General features: G+C 47.9%; 19 protein-coding genes. 3 read left to right on the top strand and 16 right to left on the bottom strand.

Annotation, left to right across the window (positions count from 1 at the left end):
- Positions 1 to 3: 3 nt before the first annotated feature.
- The 4 genes from C7R91_RS02210 to C7R91_RS02195 form a co-directional block, all read right to left on the bottom strand.
- Positions 4 to 1,119, bottom strand: a complete 1,116-nt coding sequence (locus C7R91_RS02210; protein WP_047068072.1) for an aminopeptidase — start codon at positions 1,117 to 1,119, stop codon at positions 4 to 6.
- Between the two features lie 146 nt (positions 1,120 to 1,265).
- Positions 1,266 to 1,448 (bottom strand): DUF4025 domain-containing protein, encoded by a 183-nt coding sequence (locus C7R91_RS02205; RefSeq protein ID WP_047068074.1) that lies wholly within the window; start codon positions 1,446 to 1,448, stop codon positions 1,266 to 1,268.
- 119 nt (positions 1,449 to 1,567) lie between these two features.
- Complete coding sequence (locus tag C7R91_RS02200) at positions 1,568 to 2,044, bottom strand: hypothetical protein (RefSeq protein ID WP_047068077.1); 477 nt, start codon at positions 2,042 to 2,044, stop codon at positions 1,568 to 1,570.
- 73 nt (positions 2,045 to 2,117) lie between these two features.
- Complete coding sequence (locus C7R91_RS02195; protein ID WP_047068079.1) at positions 2,118 to 2,543, bottom strand: MarR family winged helix-turn-helix transcriptional regulator; 426 nt, start codon at positions 2,541 to 2,543, stop codon at positions 2,118 to 2,120.
- Positions 2,544 to 2,931: 388 nt separating this feature from the next.
- Between C7R91_RS02195 and lepB the strand changes: the two genes are divergently transcribed.
- Positions 2,932 to 3,492: a signal peptidase I gene (gene lepB / locus C7R91_RS02190; protein ID WP_047068080.1), complete on the top strand. Its 561-nt coding sequence runs from the start codon at positions 2,932 to 2,934 to the stop codon at positions 3,490 to 3,492.
- A 62-nt stretch (positions 3,493 to 3,554) separates the two neighbouring features.
- On the opposite strand, the gene C7R91_RS02185 is transcribed toward lepB, so the two are convergent.
- From C7R91_RS02185 to C7R91_RS02160, 6 genes are all read right to left on the bottom strand, one after another.
- Complete coding sequence (locus C7R91_RS02185) at positions 3,555 to 4,376, bottom strand: M15 family metallopeptidase (RefSeq protein WP_047068082.1); 822 nt, start codon at positions 4,374 to 4,376, stop codon at positions 3,555 to 3,557.
- 82 nt (positions 4,377 to 4,458) lie between these two features.
- The gene (locus C7R91_RS02180; RefSeq protein WP_047068085.1) at positions 4,459 to 5,349 is read right to left on the bottom strand and encodes an NAD-dependent epimerase/dehydratase family protein; all 891 of its coding nucleotides are present in this window, start codon (positions 5,347 to 5,349) and stop codon (positions 4,459 to 4,461) included.
- A gap of 28 nt (positions 5,350 to 5,377) precedes the next feature.
- Positions 5,378 to 7,411, bottom strand: coding sequence for a gamma-glutamyltransferase (gene ggt / locus C7R91_RS02175; RefSeq protein WP_047068086.1), 2,034 nt, complete (start codon positions 7,409 to 7,411; stop codon positions 5,378 to 5,380).
- A gap of 167 nt (positions 7,412 to 7,578) precedes the next feature.
- Positions 7,579 to 8,658 (bottom strand): phosphodiester glycosidase family protein, encoded by a 1,080-nt coding sequence (locus C7R91_RS02170; protein WP_083995007.1) that lies wholly within the window; start codon positions 8,656 to 8,658, stop codon positions 7,579 to 7,581.
- Positions 8,639 to 9,145, bottom strand: coding sequence for a coiled-coil domain-containing protein (locus tag C7R91_RS02165; RefSeq protein WP_047068093.1), 507 nt, complete (start codon positions 9,143 to 9,145; stop codon positions 8,639 to 8,641). The genes C7R91_RS02170 and C7R91_RS02165 overlap by 20 nt, the downstream gene beginning before the upstream one ends.
- Before the next feature lie 139 nt (positions 9,146 to 9,284).
- Positions 9,285 to 10,109: an RDD family protein gene (locus tag C7R91_RS02160; protein WP_047068095.1), complete on the bottom strand. Its 825-nt coding sequence runs from the start codon at positions 10,107 to 10,109 to the stop codon at positions 9,285 to 9,287.
- A gap of 77 nt (positions 10,110 to 10,186) precedes the next feature.
- Between C7R91_RS02160 and C7R91_RS02155 the strand changes: the two genes are divergently transcribed.
- Positions 10,187 to 11,167, top strand: coding sequence for a stage II sporulation protein M (locus C7R91_RS02155; protein ID WP_047068097.1), 981 nt, complete (start codon positions 10,187 to 10,189; stop codon positions 11,165 to 11,167).
- Here C7R91_RS02155 and C7R91_RS02150 read toward each other — a convergent pair.
- Genes C7R91_RS02150 through C7R91_RS02130 form a run of 5 tightly spaced genes read right to left on the bottom strand, consistent with a single transcriptional unit; the run spans position 11,134 to position 16,157 of the window.
- Positions 11,134 to 12,504, bottom strand: a complete 1,371-nt coding sequence (locus C7R91_RS02150) for a DUF58 domain-containing protein (protein ID WP_047068099.1) — start codon at positions 12,502 to 12,504, stop codon at positions 11,134 to 11,136. The genes C7R91_RS02155 and C7R91_RS02150 overlap by 34 nt on opposite strands.
- Positions 12,455 to 13,375, bottom strand: coding sequence for an AAA family ATPase (locus C7R91_RS02145; protein ID WP_047068101.1), 921 nt, complete (start codon positions 13,373 to 13,375; stop codon positions 12,455 to 12,457). The genes C7R91_RS02150 and C7R91_RS02145 overlap by 50 nt, the downstream gene beginning before the upstream one ends.
- 8 nt (positions 13,376 to 13,383) lie before the next feature.
- Positions 13,384 to 14,508, bottom strand: coding sequence for a DUF4350 domain-containing protein (locus C7R91_RS02140; RefSeq protein WP_047068103.1), 1,125 nt, complete (start codon positions 14,506 to 14,508; stop codon positions 13,384 to 13,386).
- On the bottom strand, positions 14,501 to 15,127 hold the full coding sequence (locus tag C7R91_RS02135; RefSeq protein WP_047068105.1) for a DUF4129 domain-containing protein: 627 nt from the start codon (positions 15,125 to 15,127) through the stop codon (positions 14,501 to 14,503). The genes C7R91_RS02140 and C7R91_RS02135 overlap by 8 nt, the downstream gene beginning before the upstream one ends.
- Positions 15,120 to 16,157: a DUF7847 domain-containing protein gene (locus C7R91_RS02130; RefSeq protein WP_047068107.1), complete on the bottom strand. Its 1,038-nt coding sequence runs from the start codon at positions 16,155 to 16,157 to the stop codon at positions 15,120 to 15,122. The genes C7R91_RS02135 and C7R91_RS02130 overlap by 8 nt, the downstream gene beginning before the upstream one ends.
- Positions 16,158 to 16,342: 185 nt before the next feature.
- Between C7R91_RS02130 and C7R91_RS02125 the strand changes: the two genes are divergently transcribed.
- Positions 16,343 to 16,912, top strand: coding sequence for a hypothetical protein (locus C7R91_RS02125; protein ID WP_047068110.1), 570 nt, complete (start codon positions 16,343 to 16,345; stop codon positions 16,910 to 16,912).
- Positions 16,913 to 17,151: 239 nt separating this feature from the next.
- Here the strand turns inward: C7R91_RS02125 and C7R91_RS02120 are convergent, their stop codons facing one another.
- Positions 17,152 to 18,300: a glycosyltransferase family 4 protein gene (locus C7R91_RS02120; RefSeq protein ID WP_047068112.1), complete on the bottom strand. Its 1,149-nt coding sequence runs from the start codon at positions 18,298 to 18,300 to the stop codon at positions 17,152 to 17,154.
- Positions 18,301 to 18,310: the final 10 nt, after the last annotated feature.

The following is an 18,310-nucleotide window of genomic DNA, read 5'->3' as shown; positions in this document are numbered from 1 at the left end:
GCCTTACCCTTTCAAGTTTTCTGGATTCAAACATTCAAGCTCTGCTATGACAAAACGACCATCTTTGCGAATCAGGACGTCATCAAACCAGATTTCCCCTCCGCCCCAATCCGGACGCTGGATGGAAACCATGTCCCAGTGGACAGACGATTTGTTGCCATTGTATGCTTCGTCATAGCATTGACCAGGCGTGAAGTGGAAGCTTCCGTCTATTTTTTCGTCAAACAAGATATCTTTCATCGGGTTGCGAATGTAAGGATTCACACCGATAGCAAATTCTCCAACGAAGCGCGCTCCCTCGTCCGTATCCAAAATTTGATTCAATCGTTCGGTATCATTCGCTGTTGCTTCCACAATTTTGCCGTCCTTGAAGGTCAGGCGAACATTTTCGAATGTGAAGCCGTGGTATGGTGTTGGCGCATTATGGGTGATAACGCCATTTACGGAATCCTTCACAGGTGCTGTATACACTTCACCATCTGGGATATTGCGCAGGCCAGCACATTTCACAGCAGGAATGTCCTTGATTGAGAAGGTGAGATCTGTTTCAGGTCCTACCAAGCGAACCTTGTCTGTGCGATTCATCAAGTCAACCAGACTGTCCATTGCTTTATCCATTTTCGCGTAATCGAGGTTACATACTTGGAAGTAAAAATCTTCAAAAGCTGCTGTAGACATGTTCGCAAGCTGTGCCATGGAAGGATTCGGATAACGAAGAACAACCCACTTCGTTTTAGGCACGCGCACGTTCATTACTGGCAGCTCATACAGGCGAGAATAGATACTCAGCTTGTCACTCGGAACATCAGCCATCTCATTGATGTTGTTCGCTGCACGAATTCCGATATAGCCTTGCATTTTCTCCATGAGTTCAACTTCATGTTGAGCCATGGTCTTCAGCTGCTCTTCATTGCAATTCATTGCGATTTCTCGGCTTACGGCGGGATCAATCAATTGAACATAAGGACTGCCGCCTGCTTTGTAAATCTCACGCACGAGGGCTTGCACCAAATCCGGTGTGTCCCCTTTCGCGTTGATCAAAATGTTTTCCCCTGGCTGTACTCGTACAGAATAGTTAACCAGATTGTACGCTAATTGATCTAATCGTGAGTCTCTCATTCGTGGCACACCCTTTTTAAATTTTCTGATTCCTCTTGTATTTTTACCGATACAATCTACTAAGTCAATAAAAAATTTTTTATCAATGGAATAAAAAGCGACCAGCCTCCTTGCATCCAGGCTGGCCTTGCTCTTTTTCTGTGTTGTTACATCGTCTGCTCTCTGTCCTCGATGGTTCCCATCTTGTACATGTCACTGACCATCTCCTGCGTCGTAGCCAGGCCATCCGTATATTCGTCTGCCTCTTGATAGTAGACGGCTCCGTCTGCATCCTCAGTGCCCAGCTCTTTCGCCCTGGATCGAGCCTGATCCTTCTCATAACCTGCCATATTCGTTCCTCCTTCCTTTTGGCTTCTATCCGCTTTAGTTTGTACGGGAATCTCCAGCTTTAGCCAAAAAAGACGCCTTGCCCAATTGAGGGACAAAGCGTCTTTATTATCAGCTATGCTTATTTTTCGTTATCGGATTCTGGAGCGATCATTGCCCAACCAGCTGCTGGAGCACTCACTGGAGTTACGCCACCAGTTGTAACAAATTGATCTACTCCTGGCATCATTGCCCAGCCAGCTACGTTAGAGATTACTGGAACATATTGACCACTTACCCATACGTACTCATCTTTACCTGGCATGATAACCCAGCCACCTTGTTGAGTCAAACCTTGAATTGGGGTAACGGTTTGTGGAGTCGCAGGTTTTACTTCTGGTTTAGTTGCTGGTGCAGTTGTTGTTGTTTCAGTTGCCGGCTTTTCTTCAGTAGCTGGCTTTTCATCTGTTGCAGGTTTTTCTTCTGTTGTCGTTGTTGTTGCTTCTGTTGCAGTAGTTGTTTCAGTAGCTTTTACTGCCTCTTCAGCAAATGCAGCTTGTGTGAAGAGAGCTGCTCCTAGGATACAAGAACTCATGATCAGTGTGCTTTTCTTTTTCATATGTGTACACTCCCATTCCGCGGTACACACTTTTGTCCTACACGAATGTCCCCAAACCCGAACTTAAGGCATGCTATATGCACTGCTGCATTTTCCTAAGAAAATACGTAAACTGTTCTAACTCGTCGTCAGTCAGATTCTCCAGCAGCTTTCCTACTAGTGCTCTCCTGTGGCACAAAAGTCCTTCCAGAGTTGGAACGGCTTGTTGTGACAAAGTGACCCACACGACACGGCGATCCTGTTCATCTCGAACCCGGTCGATAAACCCGGCCTTGACCAACCGATTAAGTGCGATTGTGGTGGCACTATTGGATAACTTCAAAATAGTCGCCAGCTCAGAAACTGTGCTTCGTCCTTTTTGATGTAGCACACGCAACAAGATAAACTGCTTCGGACTGATTGACTCTTCCTCTAGCCAATTGTTAATAAAGAAACGAGCAATCTCGACAAATACTCCATCCAGTTCCTCAAGTTTACTGGCACGGGACATATTGCTCACGACATCACCTATTTTCGGAAAATTAATAATATAAGTACTTTTACTATAAAACTATATAGCCTAAGTACCGGAAGATCAATAGGACTCCCGAAATTATTTCTTTTCACGAAAGATATGTATGAGCCAGACAAAGTGTTTACCACTTAATATTTTTATTGTAAAACTTATTTCAAGAACATCTTAACTCAAACAGGAAAAACTGACAATAGGTTAGCTTGCAAAATAATGTTACGACTTTTTCGAGCTTCATCCATGATGCCAATTATTTGCTTGAATCATCTTTCGTATCCATTCGTAAAGCATGTATAATGAGAAGACAGCCTTACACACACGAGGCATTTGACTCAGGCATATTTGCCACAGAAATCACATACATAGGAGAAATTCAATGGAACAAACAAAACCTACACCAAAATGGAAAGTGGAATTGCTCGATTGGTTGAAATCGTTTGTCTTGATTGGCGGATTGACTGCCTTTATCTACGTATTTGTCATGGCTCCCTACGTCGTCCAAGGGCGTTCCATGGAAAGTACGTTGCATGACCGCGAGCGCGTCATCGTTAACAAAGCGATTTATTACCTCAAAGAACCGCAACCTGGCGATATCGTCATCATTCATCCAGATGCAACTGGCGACAACTGGATCAAGCGCGTGGTCGCAGTAGCGGGTGACACCGTAGAAGCCAAAAATGATCAAGTGTATGTCAATGGCCAACCGCTCAGCGAAGAGTACTTGGTCGAAAACAAACTAAAAACTGCTTCGGCAGGTGTGACGTTAACCGAAGATTTTGATCCTGTGAAGATTCCTGAGGGCAGCGTGTTTGTCATGGGGGATAATCGCAACAACAGTATGGACAGCCGCGTCATTGGCCCTGTTCAACTGGATCATGTAGTAGGACGTGCAGAGGTCGTATACTGGCCACTGTCCCAGATTCGCCTTCCGCGTTAGCATTTATTCAGGCAGCAAAAAGCCGCTCCTTATTGGGGCGGCTCTTTTCATTTTCGATGGCGTTATTTGTGGGCAATTGCCGCTTCCGAAAAATAATCCTCCAAAGTAAGGCCACCTGCCATAATTTCTTTCGCCATTTCCTTGCCTACATAACGCAAATGCCAAGGCTCATACGCATATCCCGTCGTATCTTCCTTGCCCTTCAAATAACGAATGACGAACCCAAAGTCTGCACAGTTGGCAGCCAGCCATATTCCTTCAGGTGTTTCAGCAAATGACTCTTCCAAGCGTGTATTGGCATCATATCCGGACACATCCATAGCCAAGCCAGTCTGATGTTCGCTCTTTCCAGGTACAGCACTGTAGGCAGCCGCATGTTCAGCACCTTGCGTCTTTACATACGTCTCGTACAGCGATTTTTGGGTCTTATACGAGCGGTAACCGGATACGGCATACAGTTCAATACCTTCTGTCTTTGCTTTGGCAAACAGTTCTTCTAATGCTTGTGCGGCTTCTGCTCTTAGCAATCGCTTCTCCACTTTTTCATCAAAAGGAAACGGCACATTTGGCTCCACCAAATCCGGTGGAATATAATCGCCAGGCAATGCCCGTTGTTTATTTACGACAACCGAGAGATCTGTTGCATTTGTAACGGTTGGCACTCCATCCACATCTTTTATCGTCTCTGCAAGAGATGCCCGTTGGGGACGTACTGTCGCCTCGTTATTTGGCTCAACTGTCGTCGACTGCGTTCCCTCACCTGCGGGCTGTCCATTCGACTCGCTGGATAGCAATCCGCTTAATGAGGGAGGCTCACATCCACTGAGTAGTGCTACTGATAGTGCTGCGACGATCGCAAGGCTGCTGGTGCGAATTTTGTTCATGATCGATCCTCCTGGTTCCTTACAGACACATACGTTCTGCTCTACCTTACCATGGAGTACTACGAAAGAAAAGGTAGATAGGTCACGCTTTTTCGGAGGTATATTTCTCGTTTAGGTTTTTGACAAGCGCCGGCAACCATTCATCCAGCGACCAGAATGGGAAGCCCGCAGCCTTAGCCTTGCTGTTATCCATGTAAAAGGATGCTACAAATCCAAAGGGAGACGCATCAGAAGCATTTGTCGTTTGCTCGATTTGGGCAGGCTTTCCGACTGTTTGCGCAATTGTCTCCATCAGCTCAGCAAGCGAAACAATCCCATCTGAGCATGCATTCACAGGCCCTGTGATGGACGTTGTCACCACCCATGCCAAAAATTGTGCAGCTTCCTGTGCATGAATAAAGCACATTCGGGCAGCGGGATTCGCAATACCAATCGGCCGCTCCTCTTGCACTTGCTCAATATGAAACCATAGCCGACGAGTGTAATCGTCTTCCGCTAGCACAATCGGAAAACGAACAGCTACGACAGGGAAGGCCTTTTCCTGAAAAAAGACGGCTTCTGCTTGACGCTTCCCCTCTTGATAGGTTGTCTCGTCTCTCGTTTTCCGATTGATTGCATACGTGTATGGATCAAATGCCTCTTCCTGTAGTTGTTCTTCGGCATAATCGTAGACGGATAAGGTAGAGGTCAAAACGTACTTACCTACTTTCCCCCGAAAAACCTTACACGCATCCATAGCATTTTGGGAGGAATAACAGATGTTATCGTACACCACATCCCACTGCTCTTCTCCAGCAACAGCAAGAGAATGGACGTCATCGCGATCAAGCGTAATTCTTTTAACAGAGGCAGGTAACTCCACTTGGGTAAGCCCCCTCGTCGCCACCGTAACGTCTGCCCCAGCTTCAACGAGAAGCTGGACCAATCGCTTTCCAAAAAATCGCGTTCCTCCGAGTACAAGTACCTTCTTCATTTTTTGCTACATCCTTTCCTTGATCAGCCTACTTTTTGCTATTCAACTCGATGGACCGCTCTCCTTCCTTCCACATGACTGTATAGCCCAGCTTCTCGCCAACTTTCTTGACAGGCAAGTAAGGAGTCCCCTTCACCATGACCACATCAGACTGAAAGGACGTCACTTTTTGTCCCAACCCTAACAGCAACTTGTTGGCCTGAACATAAGCTACTCCATCTATCATCACCTTTTGCTCTGCTGTGTATGGATAGACATTGCCGTTTACTTTTAAATCAAAGGGGCCTTCTTTTTCTTTAGGAGACTGGATTGGCTGAGCAGCCGTATACGCGATGGCATCAACCCCGAGTACAGTGCCCTCACGGGTGTTGTCCGCTCCGCCGTACATTTTTCCCGTTTCAAAATCGTACACAATCGCTTGGACGTTGCCAATGTTCGTCGGCTCCTCAGCAAAGACGTGACCTTTTGCCATCAATTGCAGGATGACATCCTGGTCAATGCCCGCTTCCCACGTCACATTCGGATAGCTGCTTGAAAAAATGCGTGGTGCACGGATGGCATCCTCGATCTCCATTCCATGATCGATCACATTGAGAATCGTCTGTGATACTGAGGCAATAATCGTAGAGCCACCAGGTGAGCCAATTGCTAAAAAAGGCTTCCCGTCTTTTAGCACCATAGTTGGCGTCATGCTTGAACGTGGACGCTTTCCGGGCTCGACCTGATTGACACCGCCAGGAATCGCGTCAAAATCCGTAAGCTCATTATTGAGCATGAAGCCGTAACCTGGAACCATCACACCGCTGCCAAAAATATCTTCAATGGTGGTCGTATACGCAACGATATTCCCCCATTTGTCCATCACAGAAAAGTGCGTGGTCTGCTTGACCGGAGATTGATCCCTCAGTTTCATGGACACCTCTGGCTTTTTGCCAGGATCGTACTTCCAAGGGTCTCCTGCCACTACATTGGCATTCGCTGTTTCTTCACGAATGAGCTGACGCCGTTCCTTGATGTATTCGCCCGCAATCAGCCCTTTTTTCGGTACTGGATAAACGTCCTCGTCCGCCATAAAAGCCGCCCGATCTGCGTAGGCGAGGTGATTGGCCTCGATCAAATGATGCAAATAGGCTACCGACCCGATGCCGTCCTTTTGGTTATCGTAGCCCTCCATCAGCTTCAAAATCTGAATGAGTGTCAATCCGCCAGAGCTGGGGGGTGCCATCGAAATCACTTCATAGCCGCGATACATGCCGCGGACCGGTTCACGCTCTTTTACTTGATACGCCTGCAAATCACTAAGAGTCATGGAGCCACCCGTTCTTTGCACTTCCTCCACGAGAGCCTTGCCAATTTCCCCTTCATACAAGGCATCTGAGCCTTTGTCCCGGATGATCTTCAACGTTTTCGCCAATTGGGGCTGAACCAGCATCTCGCCTTCTTTGAGTGGAACTCCGTTTGGCGCAAACACTTGTGCAGCAGTCCCGTGCTTTTTCAACTTTTCCATGGAATTGGCAATAAATTGAGCGGACACCCAGTTGACGCGAACTCCTTTTTCCGCCAATTCAATCGACGGTTCTACCACTTTGCCCAAGTCCCATGTCCCATAAGATTTCAGCGCCTGCTCTACGCCCAGCAATGTCCCTGGGACACCTACCGCCTGACCGCTCGTATGTCTCTCCTCAAATGGGATCGGCGTGCCATCTGCCTGTAAAAACATATCGGGAGTCACCTTGGAAGGAGCCACCTCTCGACTATCTATCACCGTCACTTTGTTTTGATCCTTCACATAAATCATCATAAAACCACCGCCGCCGATACCGGACATATACGGTTCTGCTACATTTAGAGCGAATTGGATCCCAGCCGCAGCGTCAATCGCATTGCCGCCCTTTGCCAAGATATCTCTGCCGACCTGCGCCGCTGCTGGATGAGAGACCGCGACAATTCCTTTTGTAGCTCCTTGCACACCTGCTGGCACACCTGGGACTTTTCCCACAGCAAAATGCGGAAACGAAAGCACGGAAACAATCGTGAGGGCAACCAACATCCCTTTTTTCATGCGATCCCTCCTATTCCATTTCATTACTTCTACTATTATTATAATTTTCAGCATTTTTTAAGGTCAACCCACATTGACAGTTGCCTAGGCAAACTTTTCTCTACAGAAAAAAACACCCTTCTGCAGCAAGACTTGTCGTCTTCACAGAAGAGTGTTGCGATTTTTGCTTATGGCATGATGACCAAATTGCTCACCACGCGTCGTTCTTTGCCACCTGAAGGCTTGTTCAACAGCTTGCCATTGTAATAAAACGCACTGGAGCCACCGCCGTCGAGGTTATACGCATCCACGACATGCCACTCTTGCAGCTTTCTTTGCGCTTCCTCCAGCGTAACACCAGTACTCCAGCCATCTCGTCTTCCGTCAATGACAATCAGCAACAAATCGCCGTTGTCGAAATGGCCGATCAGTGTTCGCGGTTGACGTGCATTCGCCCATTCACGCGGAATAGACAATCGCTTTCCGTCCTGCAAGAGGCGCGGCAAGAAGCTCGCTCCCTGCAGTATCCCTTGTTGCGTAATTTGCGCCTGCGTCTTGATGTTTGTTCCGACCAGATGACCTTTGTTGTTAAAACCGACAAAGCTCAACTTCGCATTATTGGAAAAGGTGCGAATCTTGCCGTCAACAACCGTAATGCCTAACGGAGTCAGATTGCCCTGCTTGTCCGCCATAAAGCCGCCTGCATTGATTGCCAGAATGGCTCCTGTACGCTTACCGGCTTGACTCGTCGTTTCTCCCTTACTTTTCACAGAGTTGTTGGCCAGCACCATTTTCAGCGCTTTCGGATCATTGAGGCGAACTTTGGCCATATAACCACGGTATCCGCCTTCTTGCAGGGAATAGACCTTCACTGTGGAGTTTTTCCCGAAGTGTTGACCGATCGGCTTGCCAAGCATGTTGGACAAAATCGTGTCCAATACATCCGCAGATTTTTGTGTCTGGGATTTGCTCGCTTCAAGTGCGCTACTGATCTTCTTGTTTTGTTGCTCGTATTCTTTCTGTTCCTTTTTCGAGCGATCCCGGATGTCTTCGATGACGATTTCTACATTTCGAAGCTGCACCTTGGTGTCGTTGAGCCGTTCCCCCAGCTCATCTGCTTGGCTCTTCGCTACGGCAGAAGGAAGCTTCAGGCCTTCTGTCTGGAGCTTGTCCACTGGATTGTCCAGCGCAAAAGCGACCAAAAAACCGAGAGCAGGCGCCAACAGAAAGAGAAAGAAACGATTTATCTTACCAAGCACGGGCAGCATCCTCCAATTTTTTCAGAGATGCTTTCAAATCAACCAGCTGTTTGTTGAGTTGGTCAACCCGTTCCTGCAGAGCTTCTTTGGTCTTGTTCGTTCCACCAATGGTTTCACCCGTCAATGCCAAATCTTCTTCCAGATTTCCCAGACCCTTCTGGACATTTTGCATTTCTTCCTGCACCAGAGTCAATTGATCTCCCAATGCCTTCATCTGCTTTTGATTATTTTCTTGAATTTGATCAATTCGTTGGTTTACAATTTGTTGCTGCTTGTCCAACGTATAAACAGCAAAGGCATATCCAGCATAGGCAAGTCCTACCCAGACCAGAACGGCCAAAACGATCGGTAGTAAAGGACGCTTACCTTCAGTCTGGGAGGGAATCAATGCCTGAAAAAGACTGCCTCTTCTGCGTCTTCCTTTCTGCTTCCCGTTTGCCGGGAGTGGCAGTGTGGGTGACGAAGTCGATGACGCTCCCATGTATTTGTCGTCCATCGGCTCCCTCCTCCTTTCTGTGACATAGAGTGAGGTTTCATTATAACATAGAAAGTTTTTGAAGCAGCATTTTGCTGAATAATGGGAAAATACGTCGAGAAATAAAAATACCGCCACTTTTTTGGGGCGGTACTTCGCTTTATTTTCGGAGTTGAAATTCGTTTTGCAGCTGATTGTGCAGTCTTTGCAAAAATAAGATCGGGTCTTCCTTGTTGGTCTGTTCGTCAATAAGCTCTAATTTTTTGCGCATGATGCTGGCAATTTGATTCCCGAGTTCATATTTTTTCGCTTGTGATAAAGAAGATAATCTGCTGATGAAGGAGGAAAGCAGCTGCCAGTCCTCTCGGGTAATCGCCTGTTTTTGGCGCTCATCAAGCACGAGTAGCGCATGATTCAAATCAAAGCCGTTTGGCTGTTTGTCTTTCTTTTTCAGAAAAAGAGTCGAGTGCTGTCCTGACTCCACCACAACAATCGTGCCCGCTACCATATCGCCAATTCGCTTATCACGGGGGTGGAAAAAGCAGACGAGCGCCCCGAGAAAATAACCAGTTGGCATTGCGTCGATGATGCGAAACAGATTCCGGATCGTCGAGGAAACAAAAGTCGCAGGCTGTCCATTATCACGGATGACCCGGATTCCCACCAGCCTTTTGCCAACGGTTTGCCCGCCCCAGAACGCTTCCAGTAACCAATAGTAGCCAAAGTTCACGATAAAGATAGCCAGTAGAACGATGGCAATCGTGTAGTTGTCATCATCCAGGAAAAACCCTTCATCTTTTCCAAATAAAACTATACCAAACAAAATAAATACAGTAAGATTAACCAGGAGCAAGATTCCTGTATCAATCAGCATCGCAGTGGCGCGGCTGCCTAGACCTGCCGTCTGAAATCGCAGCATAACATGCTCGGGTGTCACAACAGACGCTTCCCGATTTGACCCACTGACGTATGTCGGTTCATTCATGATGTTTTTCTTCCCCCCTCGAAACTTTGAGTTTTTTTCGAGTTATTACACAATCGCTAATGAAGGAGGCATTATACATGGATATTACCTCGTTTTGGCACAAGCATAAAGCCTCTTGGGCCGAACTAGAACAATTAGTGGAGCGTTTTACCCGACAACCACGGCACATCAGTGCTACCGATATAGATCGCCTGACACAATTATACAAGAAAACATCTGCTCATTTGGCCTATGTACGCTCCTACCATCCCGCTGACGAGATCACCCTCTACTTAAATCAACTCGTCTTACGCGCACATAATTTGGCTTACAAGCAGCGAATAGGCAGCTGGCAGCAGCTCAAGCAATTCTTTGGCAGCTACTTAATGGGTCTCGTACATAAGCGAATGAGCTTCATTGGTGTGGCAGCGCTTCTCTTCATCATCGGTGGTATTTCTGGTTTTGCCGCCGTCATGGTTGATCCACTCAACCTCTATTATGTATTACCACAGGGGATGGCTGAGCAGATCGATCCATCCAAGCTAGGAGAAGGGCACGAATCCCTCGACAGTCCGGTCATCTCTACGATGATTATGACCAACAACATCAAAGTCGCGATGCTGGCCTTTGTCAGTGGAATTACGTTTGGAATCGTCCCCATCTACCTTCTCTTATTCAATGGACTTCTGGTTGGAGCTTTGGCAGCTGTCTACTATCAGGCAGATAGCAGCTATGCGTTTTGGGCCTACATTTTGCCCCACGGCGTGATCGAGCTGACCGCGATTTTCATTGCTGGCGGAGCAGGGCTTCACATGGGATACCGTCTGCTTGTGCCCGGCCGCTACGCTCGAAGACATCAATTTCTGGAGGCGGCAAAAGAGTCTGCGCATTTGCTGTTGGCTACCATCCCACTTTTGTTCATCGCGGGAATCATCGAGGGCTATATTACTCCATCGAGTCTCTCACTCGAAGCCAAGTACATCGTAGCTGTCGGCACATTGCTTTTGCTGGTTGCCTGGTACCTCGTCGGATACAAACCGGATTCTCACAAAGCTTCTCTTGATTTGATGTCCAAATAAGTATTGATAACCGTCAGCGTCAATTGATCGGCCGGAACGTCCAGTACCTGGATACCCGCGCCGATCATTTTTTGTTGAAACGCCCTGCGATCGAGCTGGAACCGTTGAGCTACCGCCTTCGTAAACGCCAAGCTGCTGTTGCTCGTGTCTATATGACTCCATTCATGCAGAAGCGGATCTGCCAAAGACAGCAGCAAGAGCAAATGTGAACGGCGCATCCGCCACAAATAATTGCTCAACTGATCTTCGACGAGGTAGTTCTCCATATCTGAAAAAAGAACCACCAAGCTCCTTCTCTTTTGCTGACGATTCAAAAATTCAAGCGCCTTCGCCGGATCAGCCTCAACAAAATCACTCGTTAGGTTGTAGGTTGCCTCCAAAAGGGTATGCAAATGACGCAGCCCTCTGCCTGGAGGTATGTACGTCTTGATCTCATGCGAATAGGCTAGTAATGCTACCTGATCTCCTTGACGTAATGCCACTGCCGCTAACGTGAGAGCAGACTCCAGCGATCGATCCAGTCTCGTCTGATTATCCAGCTCGACGCCCATCAACCTGCCGCAATCGATCAGAATGGTAATTACCTTGCCATGCTCTGGTCGATATTGGTTCGTCATTAGACGTCGAGAGCGTGCTGAAGCGGACCAGTTAATCATCCGAGGATCATCGTCAGGGACGTAATCGCGGATCGCATGGAATTCCGTACCCGCTTTCGCCCTGCGCATGATTTTCTTCCCGTCCACGATCAGGCTCTCCTGAAGCGAAGCCAAATAGCCACGAACAGCTGAAAGGTCGGGGTATACCTTGATCGTTTGTTCACACGAAAAGCGGCTTTGGCGATACCACAAGCCGAGCTTGCCATGCCAACGCATGTAAAGCCAGCGGAACACATACTCTCCGCGTTCTTTTCCTCTTGTTTCAAAGCTGATGCTGGTTAAGGGTTGCTCCATCACACCTATGACCGGTCCGGCTTCTTCAAATGACAGCGGAAGATCATCCACGATGGAGTACGCAACGGATTGCCCGCTATTATTGGCAAGCTCAAGCTCGATCGAGAACGATTGTCCGATATCCGTCTGCTCAGGCAAGATTCGGCGGATCGACAAGTCTCGGCGTTTGGGGATGGTAACCCAATCCAAGATGCTGGCGATCAGGAGTAAACCATTGTACAAAAAGAATATCGAATAGCCAATCTCCAGCAGAAATCCGACGATCGCGATGGGTGTGCCTAGCAAAACCGCCACAAGCAGTCGCTTGGATGGCAAGACAAAACGGTCTGCCAAAAAATCAGCGAGGAACTGGAATAGCCGCCAGCGTCTCTTCGATGATGTGGTCACTGGTACCCCCCTCCAATTCTACCTGCGGTGACAGAATGAGTCGGTGCCGCAATGCGGGGCGGGCCACCATCTTCACGTCATCAGGCGTCACAAACTTGCGATTGTCCAAAAGCGCCCAGGCTTTGCTAGCCATTAACACGGCGATTCCAGCACGAGAGCTGGCACCTAAGAGCAATCGTTTCGTTTCGCGTGTATTGCGTATCAGTGTCGTAATGTACTCTAGAATCGAATCATCCACAACCACTTCTTCTAATTGGCGTCGCTTCTCCAAAATCGCCTCCCATGTAAAGAGCAGCTCTTGATTCCGCTCGTGGCTGCGCTTGTTGGGAATATGTTTGGCGAGAATTTGCTTTTCATTTTCATGGGAAGGATACGACATCGTTAGCTTGAACAAAAAACGATCGAGCTGTGCCTCCGGCAACACATACGTTCCTTCGTACTCCACCGGGTTTTGCGTAGCGACGACGAAATACGGATCTGGCAAAGGATAGGTGACACCATGAATCGTCACTTGCCCCTCCTCCATGGCTTCTAAAAGAGCCGCTTGGGTTTTCGGGGGAGTCCGGTTGATCTCATCCGCCAGCAATAAGTTAGCGAAAACAGGACCTTTGATGGTCTCAAACTGGTTCTGCTGCATATTGAACACCACATGACCAATAATGTCCGATGGCATCATGTCAGGCGTAAATTGAACGCGCTTGCTCACGCCTCCCATCAATTCCGATAAGGTCCTTACCATTTTCGTCTTTCCGATACCAGGTACACCTTCTAGCAAAACGTGTCCACCGGCTACCAAAGCGGTTAGCAGCAGCCGAACATTTTGCCGCTGACCAACCAGCTCTTTTTCCATTTGTTGCAATAATTGCTCCACGGTAGTTGTCACTCCTTCTCCAGACGCTTCGTAATCTCATCCATCAACAGACTGTCTGCAAGCAAGCTCTTTGGCGAGTATCGCCCTTCGTTTTTTGCCTGTTCCAGTCGTTCCAGCAGATGAGCGAATTTCTCTACCTCTTGATTTGTCCATCTTGTTTTGGCATATCGCACGATTTCCACACGATCTGCTCGTTGATGCACTCCCCACCGATCGTACAACAGCTGTCGCATGTATGCTTCTCGATGTCGCAACGCATCCTTTGCCAGCTCTCTTCGCTCATACCAGCTAGACACGGCGAGCAACGTCTCATCACCACGGCGCACCGTCCACTCCCTAAGCGTATAGACTGGTCCGAAACGTTTTCCTCTCCACCACACATACAGCAAAAGCAGGATACCAAGTTGCATGCAAGCGGCTATGAGCCATCCTGGGTAGATCGCTAAAAAACCTGGTTTTTCTTGCAAGCCATGATGGTATTCGTCTACCCAAAGAACAGACCAATCTCCTTGTACATGCGGCCAGATCGCTTCAAAGTGGGACAGTCGATCAATTTTTTGATTGGTTAGCCATTCCGGTACGAGAAAAAACGTGACACTTCCATCTCCTACCTCTGTTCTTCCCCCGAGTATCCCCTGGTCGTCGTAGAGAAGGGGCTCCATGTCGTCATCTTCTACAAATCTCAATGAGGTCTCTGCCTTGCCCATGAACCCGCCCTGAACGAGAGGTCCCTGAATGTTTCGCTCCTGATTTTCTTTATCCCGGATGTACTTCGTATGAAAGGGAAGGTCTTCCCACTCTGGTCTCGAGTGAAAGAGAATCAGGTCATTCCCTTCACTGACCCAATCCAGAATGTCTATCTGTTCCTCTGGCATCAGTCTTTCCGGCTCTACTACGAGCATGGCCTGCCCAGTTGCTGTCGGTAAAAAACGCATAGGCTGCCGCCATTCCTTTACCTGCTTTCCTTTTTCCTCCAGCAGTACGAGCACAGCCTTGATTCCGCTCGGCTGTGCAGACGAAGCCAAATACGGTGGGAGAGGCTCAGCTGTAGGCTTGACGATCAACCAGCCTACGATGACGAGCAACAAGGTAGCCACAGCGATTCCGACACGATAGGTACGCAAACTATCCATGCTGTCCCTCCTCGCGCCAGATGCCTTCCAGTTCGTTTACACGCCGCCAGAACGACCCTTCGTCAACAAGTGCCTGCCCGTACCAAACAGCGTCGAATTCTCGTGCGAAGCTGCCAAACACATCACGTAAGCTCGGCTGATTTGCCTCAATTTCTTCTGCGTATTCCCAATTCGTTTTCCATTTCTCTACACGAACCCATGACTTCATTTGCAAATATACCAACAACGCCAAAAACAACGAGCGTTCTCCTTCCCGCCATTCTCCTCGCGCTGCTTTTTCTTTCGCATCGCGCAAATAGTCTGCATGAGAACGTATTTTTTCACCTTCCATAAACAGCGGTCGATGCTTCTTCTGTTCCCAAATCATTCTGCGGAACAACCAGTAAATGATGCCGACCAGTCCCAGTACTGCCAAAATGAGCACGAGTGTAGATACGGTATTAGCCGCACCAGATGGAATATGACTCCACTCAAAAAGGTCGGAGATCAGCTCGATCACAAACTCCACCGCTTTTTGAATCCAGTTCTCTCCGCTGCCTTGGGGCAAATTGAACTCGTCTCTGGCTAGAATCTCTTGCAAATGCTCCTTTTCATCTACCCAAGGACTCGTGCTAATCATGTGTAACTCCCGGCTTTTGTGCAGGTGTAGGAGCTGGTGGTTCTACTGGTGCAGCTGTGGCAAGCTGACGGCTTACTAGCTCTTGTAAATCTGTCCCGTCTTTTCTCACACGCAGATCAAAGTAAGCCAAAGCGTAAACAATGGCCATCCAAGGGCTCAAGAGGCAAGTAAGTGCAACCAGAATAATTTGCGCGAGGATAGATGTACCTAAGACACCAGTCAGTACTAATTGCATGCCGCTAGAGAACATTGAGTAGATCACACTAAGAACAACAAAAATACCGAATAACCGCCAAAAGTTTCCTTTTGTCAAATTCCAGCTTTGACCGATTCCGACACCATCGCGTTCGAACAGAACGAGCGGCATATAAAACCCCCAGCGAATTAAGAAAAAGCCCGGTACGAGCATCATCCCAGCAATTAAGAATAAATAGCCAAATAAAACTAGAACGATCATGAGCACAATGCTGCTTTCATCTGACGGATCAAATATGGTTTCCATTGTCATTCCACCAGCGAAGGCGATCATAAAGAAAAACAATCCATATACGATGACAAATGCTGTCGACACTGCAAACGCGATTACTCCATATAGGAAAGTACTGCCCGCGAGCGGCCAAAATCGGCGAAGTGCCCCCTTCAAGGCATCTTTTAAGCTCAAGGTCTCTCCCTCGAGAGCAGCCTTCGTCAGTAATATTGAACCGGAAATCATTTGCGGATAGGCGATGATCAAAAGGATCGGTCCGACAAGGAATATGAATATGAGCAACATAGGAAGGCTTTGAGTCATAAATTCTTCTTGTCCGGCAAATCTTGCACCTAACGATTCTGCGAAGTCCATACCTTCTGTATCTTGTGCGAGCAAAGGCACTCTGGTCAGATCAACCAGAAGCAACTGCTGCAGGAGTAATAATGGACCGAACCAAATTAAAGCTAACAAAAAGAATGCTCCAAAATGCTGGCGATACACTGAAAAGCTCTTGTCCAACAGCTTCCCCACTCCCATGGGGGCAATCGGCGTACGATTCATGAGAAACCTCCATCTTTCTTTTTGAGAGTACCTGATAAGTATACACGATTTTCCTGTTTTTTTAAAAAAATCATCTAATTTTGCTAATGTTTCCCTGCCTGATTTTGTCAAATCAGGTGTTAGTCCAATGCGGTCATCCCTCTGTTGAATATGATATTGCATGCATAGTTAGGAGGGTGTTGCCTTTGAAAGCATTGAGAAAGAAGAAGCTAAAAGCAAAGCAAGCCCGCTGCCGCTGCAAGAAGCGATCCACCAAACGCAAATCCAATAGTCTGCTCAGGAAACTACGCCGTTTTGTGCGTATCCACGTTCGCGCACCTCAAGTGAATGTGACCACCCCCACACCGCAAGTAGAAGCGCCTGTTGTGCAGGTAGAAGCGCCTGTTGTACAGGTAGAAGCGCCCGTTGTACAAGTAGAGGCACCTTATGTACAAGTAGAAGCTCCGAAGCCAATCGTCATCCCGGCACCTTTAGTGAAGGTAGATGTCGAAAAGGAAGAATCAGCGGATCAAGCATGTATAGAAGGGCTTCGTCAAGAGCTCAGCAAATGCATGAGAAACGATCAACTTGTGGAGGTCTTACTAACGACAGATTGGGGACCTGAGAGTCGTTATTACCGAGTCGGCAAGCTCCTTAGAGTGGACGAAGGAATCATTGAATTACAGACCTTAACCTCCTCACGTACCAATGGAGCTTCTATCGTTATTCCTATCACCCATATCGTCGCGATTATTCCAAATGCAGCTCCAAATTGAACAAGCTGATATTCTGCGAGGCTTTAGGATGGCCTAAAGATGCGGGGAGTCTGTGCGTAGTAGATTCCCTGCATCCCCCATTTCGTGCAAACACATGTGGGACTAGCCCTTTTGTTCAGACAGGCCAGTCCACTCTAGCAGGACATCGCATGACTCTTTTGTCCCGAAGACATGAATAAACGCCCACTTCTCCGCTCTCTCTTTAAGGGAAGTGGGCTGCTAGCATTCACTTTTTGGTTTTACCTACCTCTGTTATTCCATACGTCTAGCACATCTCTTGCGACCCGATCCCACGTAAATCTTTGCTCGGCAAGCTGTCGTCCGTTTCTCCCCATTTGTCGTTGGAGGTCGCGGCTAGACAATAATTGTTTTAGCTGTACAGCAAACGCTTGAGGGTCCTCCGGCTGCTCGACCAACAGTCCATTGCCTCCGATGATCACCTCAGCATTTCCACCCCGTTTTGTCGTGACAAAAGGCAGGCCGGCAGCCATTGCTTCATAATGGACACGAGCCAGTGGTTCCTCCCATTGCGAAGGACAGACAAAAACGTCCCCCGTCCAAAACCAGTGGTGAATCTGATCTGCTGGAACAAAGCCCGTAGTAATAACCGGAACAGGCGAACGATTCGCTAATGAGCGTACATATGCTGCATAATCACTTATTTTATTTTCACCGTACCAGGACCCTCCAACCAAAACGAGAGCGATGTTGGAATGGTAGGAGCGGAGTTCATTCATCGCACGAACCAGAATATCGGCCCCTTTTTTCGGCGTCAATCGTCCTACAAACAAGATCACTTGTTTGTTGCCCAGATTGTGCGTCGCCCGAAGTTCCTGACGAATTTTTTGGGCCGTTTTGGATCCTTCTACCGGAACGAATGTGTCCAAGTTCACACCTGAATAAATCGTACGAAGCTTGTTAGCGGCTTCGGGATACAGGGAGGCAATGACTCGGCCGACATAATCACTAATGGTAATGATGCGTTCTGTTTCAGCAACGGCTCTAGCAGCTTCCGCTTGCCCTATTTTTACCGGATCAAACATATCATTGTGCATACTTAGAATGATACGTGCGTTCGGGCATACTTCACGAATGATGGGAACCATTCGCGGTCGGTTAAAAACATGGATGACATCATAGTGGTTCGCACTCAGGAAAGCGGCTACTTCGCGTGCGTAAATCTCGAACACACCTTGACCATCTACTCGCACATATCGCGTATTGTGAACTTTTTCATCCTGCGGTAGCGTGGGATCCGACGTTCCCAGGATAGTCAGCTCGTGATGTCTCCCTAAAATATCTGCAATCCCTGCAATATAAGTCTGGATCGCTCCCCCTCGTATAGGAGGGACTGGCAATTTTTCTGTACAGACCATGATAACTTTCATCCGTATTCTC

The organism is Brevibacillus formosus, assembly GCF_003013405.1.
GTDB classification, from domain to species: domain Bacteria; phylum Bacillota; class Bacilli; order Brevibacillales; family Brevibacillaceae; genus Brevibacillus; species Brevibacillus formosus.
Note: the sequence above shows the minus strand (reverse complement) of the source record. Positions and strands in the feature narration are given on the sequence as shown.

What these genes read in the sequence shown, in the direction of transcription:
- C7R91_RS02210 (WP_047068072.1), bottom strand. Translation starts at nt 1,119, where the DNA reads ATGAGAGACTCACGATTAGATCAATTAGCGTACAATCTGGTTAACTAT.
- C7R91_RS02180 (WP_047068085.1), bottom strand. Translation starts at nt 5,349, where the DNA reads ATGAAGAAGGTACTTGTACTCGGAGGAACGCGATTTTTTGGAAAGCGA.
- ggt (WP_047068086.1), bottom strand. Translation starts at nt 7,411, where the DNA reads ATGAAAAAAGGGATGTTGGTTGCCCTCACGATTGTTTCCGTGCTTTCG.
- C7R91_RS02165 (WP_047068093.1), bottom strand. Translation starts at nt 9,145, where the DNA reads ATGGACGACAAATACATGGGAGCGTCATCGACTTCGTCACCCACACTG.
- C7R91_RS02185 (WP_047068082.1), bottom strand. Translation starts at nt 4,376, where the DNA reads ATGAACAAAATTCGCACCAGCAGCCTTGCGATCGTCGCAGCACTATCA.
- C7R91_RS02200 (WP_047068077.1), bottom strand. Translation starts at nt 2,044, where the DNA reads ATGAAAAAGAAAAGCACACTGATCATGAGTTCTTGTATCCTAGGAGCA.
- C7R91_RS02205 (WP_047068074.1), bottom strand. Translation starts at nt 1,448, where the DNA reads ATGGCAGGTTATGAGAAGGATCAGGCTCGATCCAGGGCGAAAGAGCTG.
- C7R91_RS02170 (WP_083995007.1), bottom strand. Translation starts at nt 8,658, where the DNA reads ATGCTGCCCGTGCTTGGTAAGATAAATCGTTTCTTTCTCTTTCTGTTG.
- C7R91_RS02155 (WP_047068097.1), top strand. Translation starts at nt 10,187, where the DNA reads ATGGATATTACCTCGTTTTGGCACAAGCATAAAGCCTCTTGGGCCGAA.
- C7R91_RS02140 (WP_047068103.1), bottom strand. Translation starts at nt 14,508, where the DNA reads ATGGATAGTTTGCGTACCTATCGTGTCGGAATCGCTGTGGCTACCTTG.
- lepB (WP_047068080.1), top strand. Translation starts at nt 2,932, where the DNA reads ATGGAACAAACAAAACCTACACCAAAATGGAAAGTGGAATTGCTCGAT.
- C7R91_RS02160 (WP_047068095.1), bottom strand. Translation starts at nt 10,109, where the DNA reads ATGAATGAACCGACATACGTCAGTGGGTCAAATCGGGAAGCGTCTGTT.
- C7R91_RS02135 (WP_047068105.1), bottom strand. Translation starts at nt 15,127, where the DNA reads ATGATTAGCACGAGTCCTTGGGTAGATGAAAAGGAGCATTTGCAAGAG.
- C7R91_RS02120 (WP_047068112.1), bottom strand. Translation starts at nt 18,300, where the DNA reads ATGAAAGTTATCATGGTCTGTACAGAAAAATTGCCAGTCCCTCCTATA.
- C7R91_RS02130 (WP_047068107.1), bottom strand. Translation starts at nt 16,157, where the DNA reads ATGAATCGTACGCCGATTGCCCCCATGGGAGTGGGGAAGCTGTTGGAC.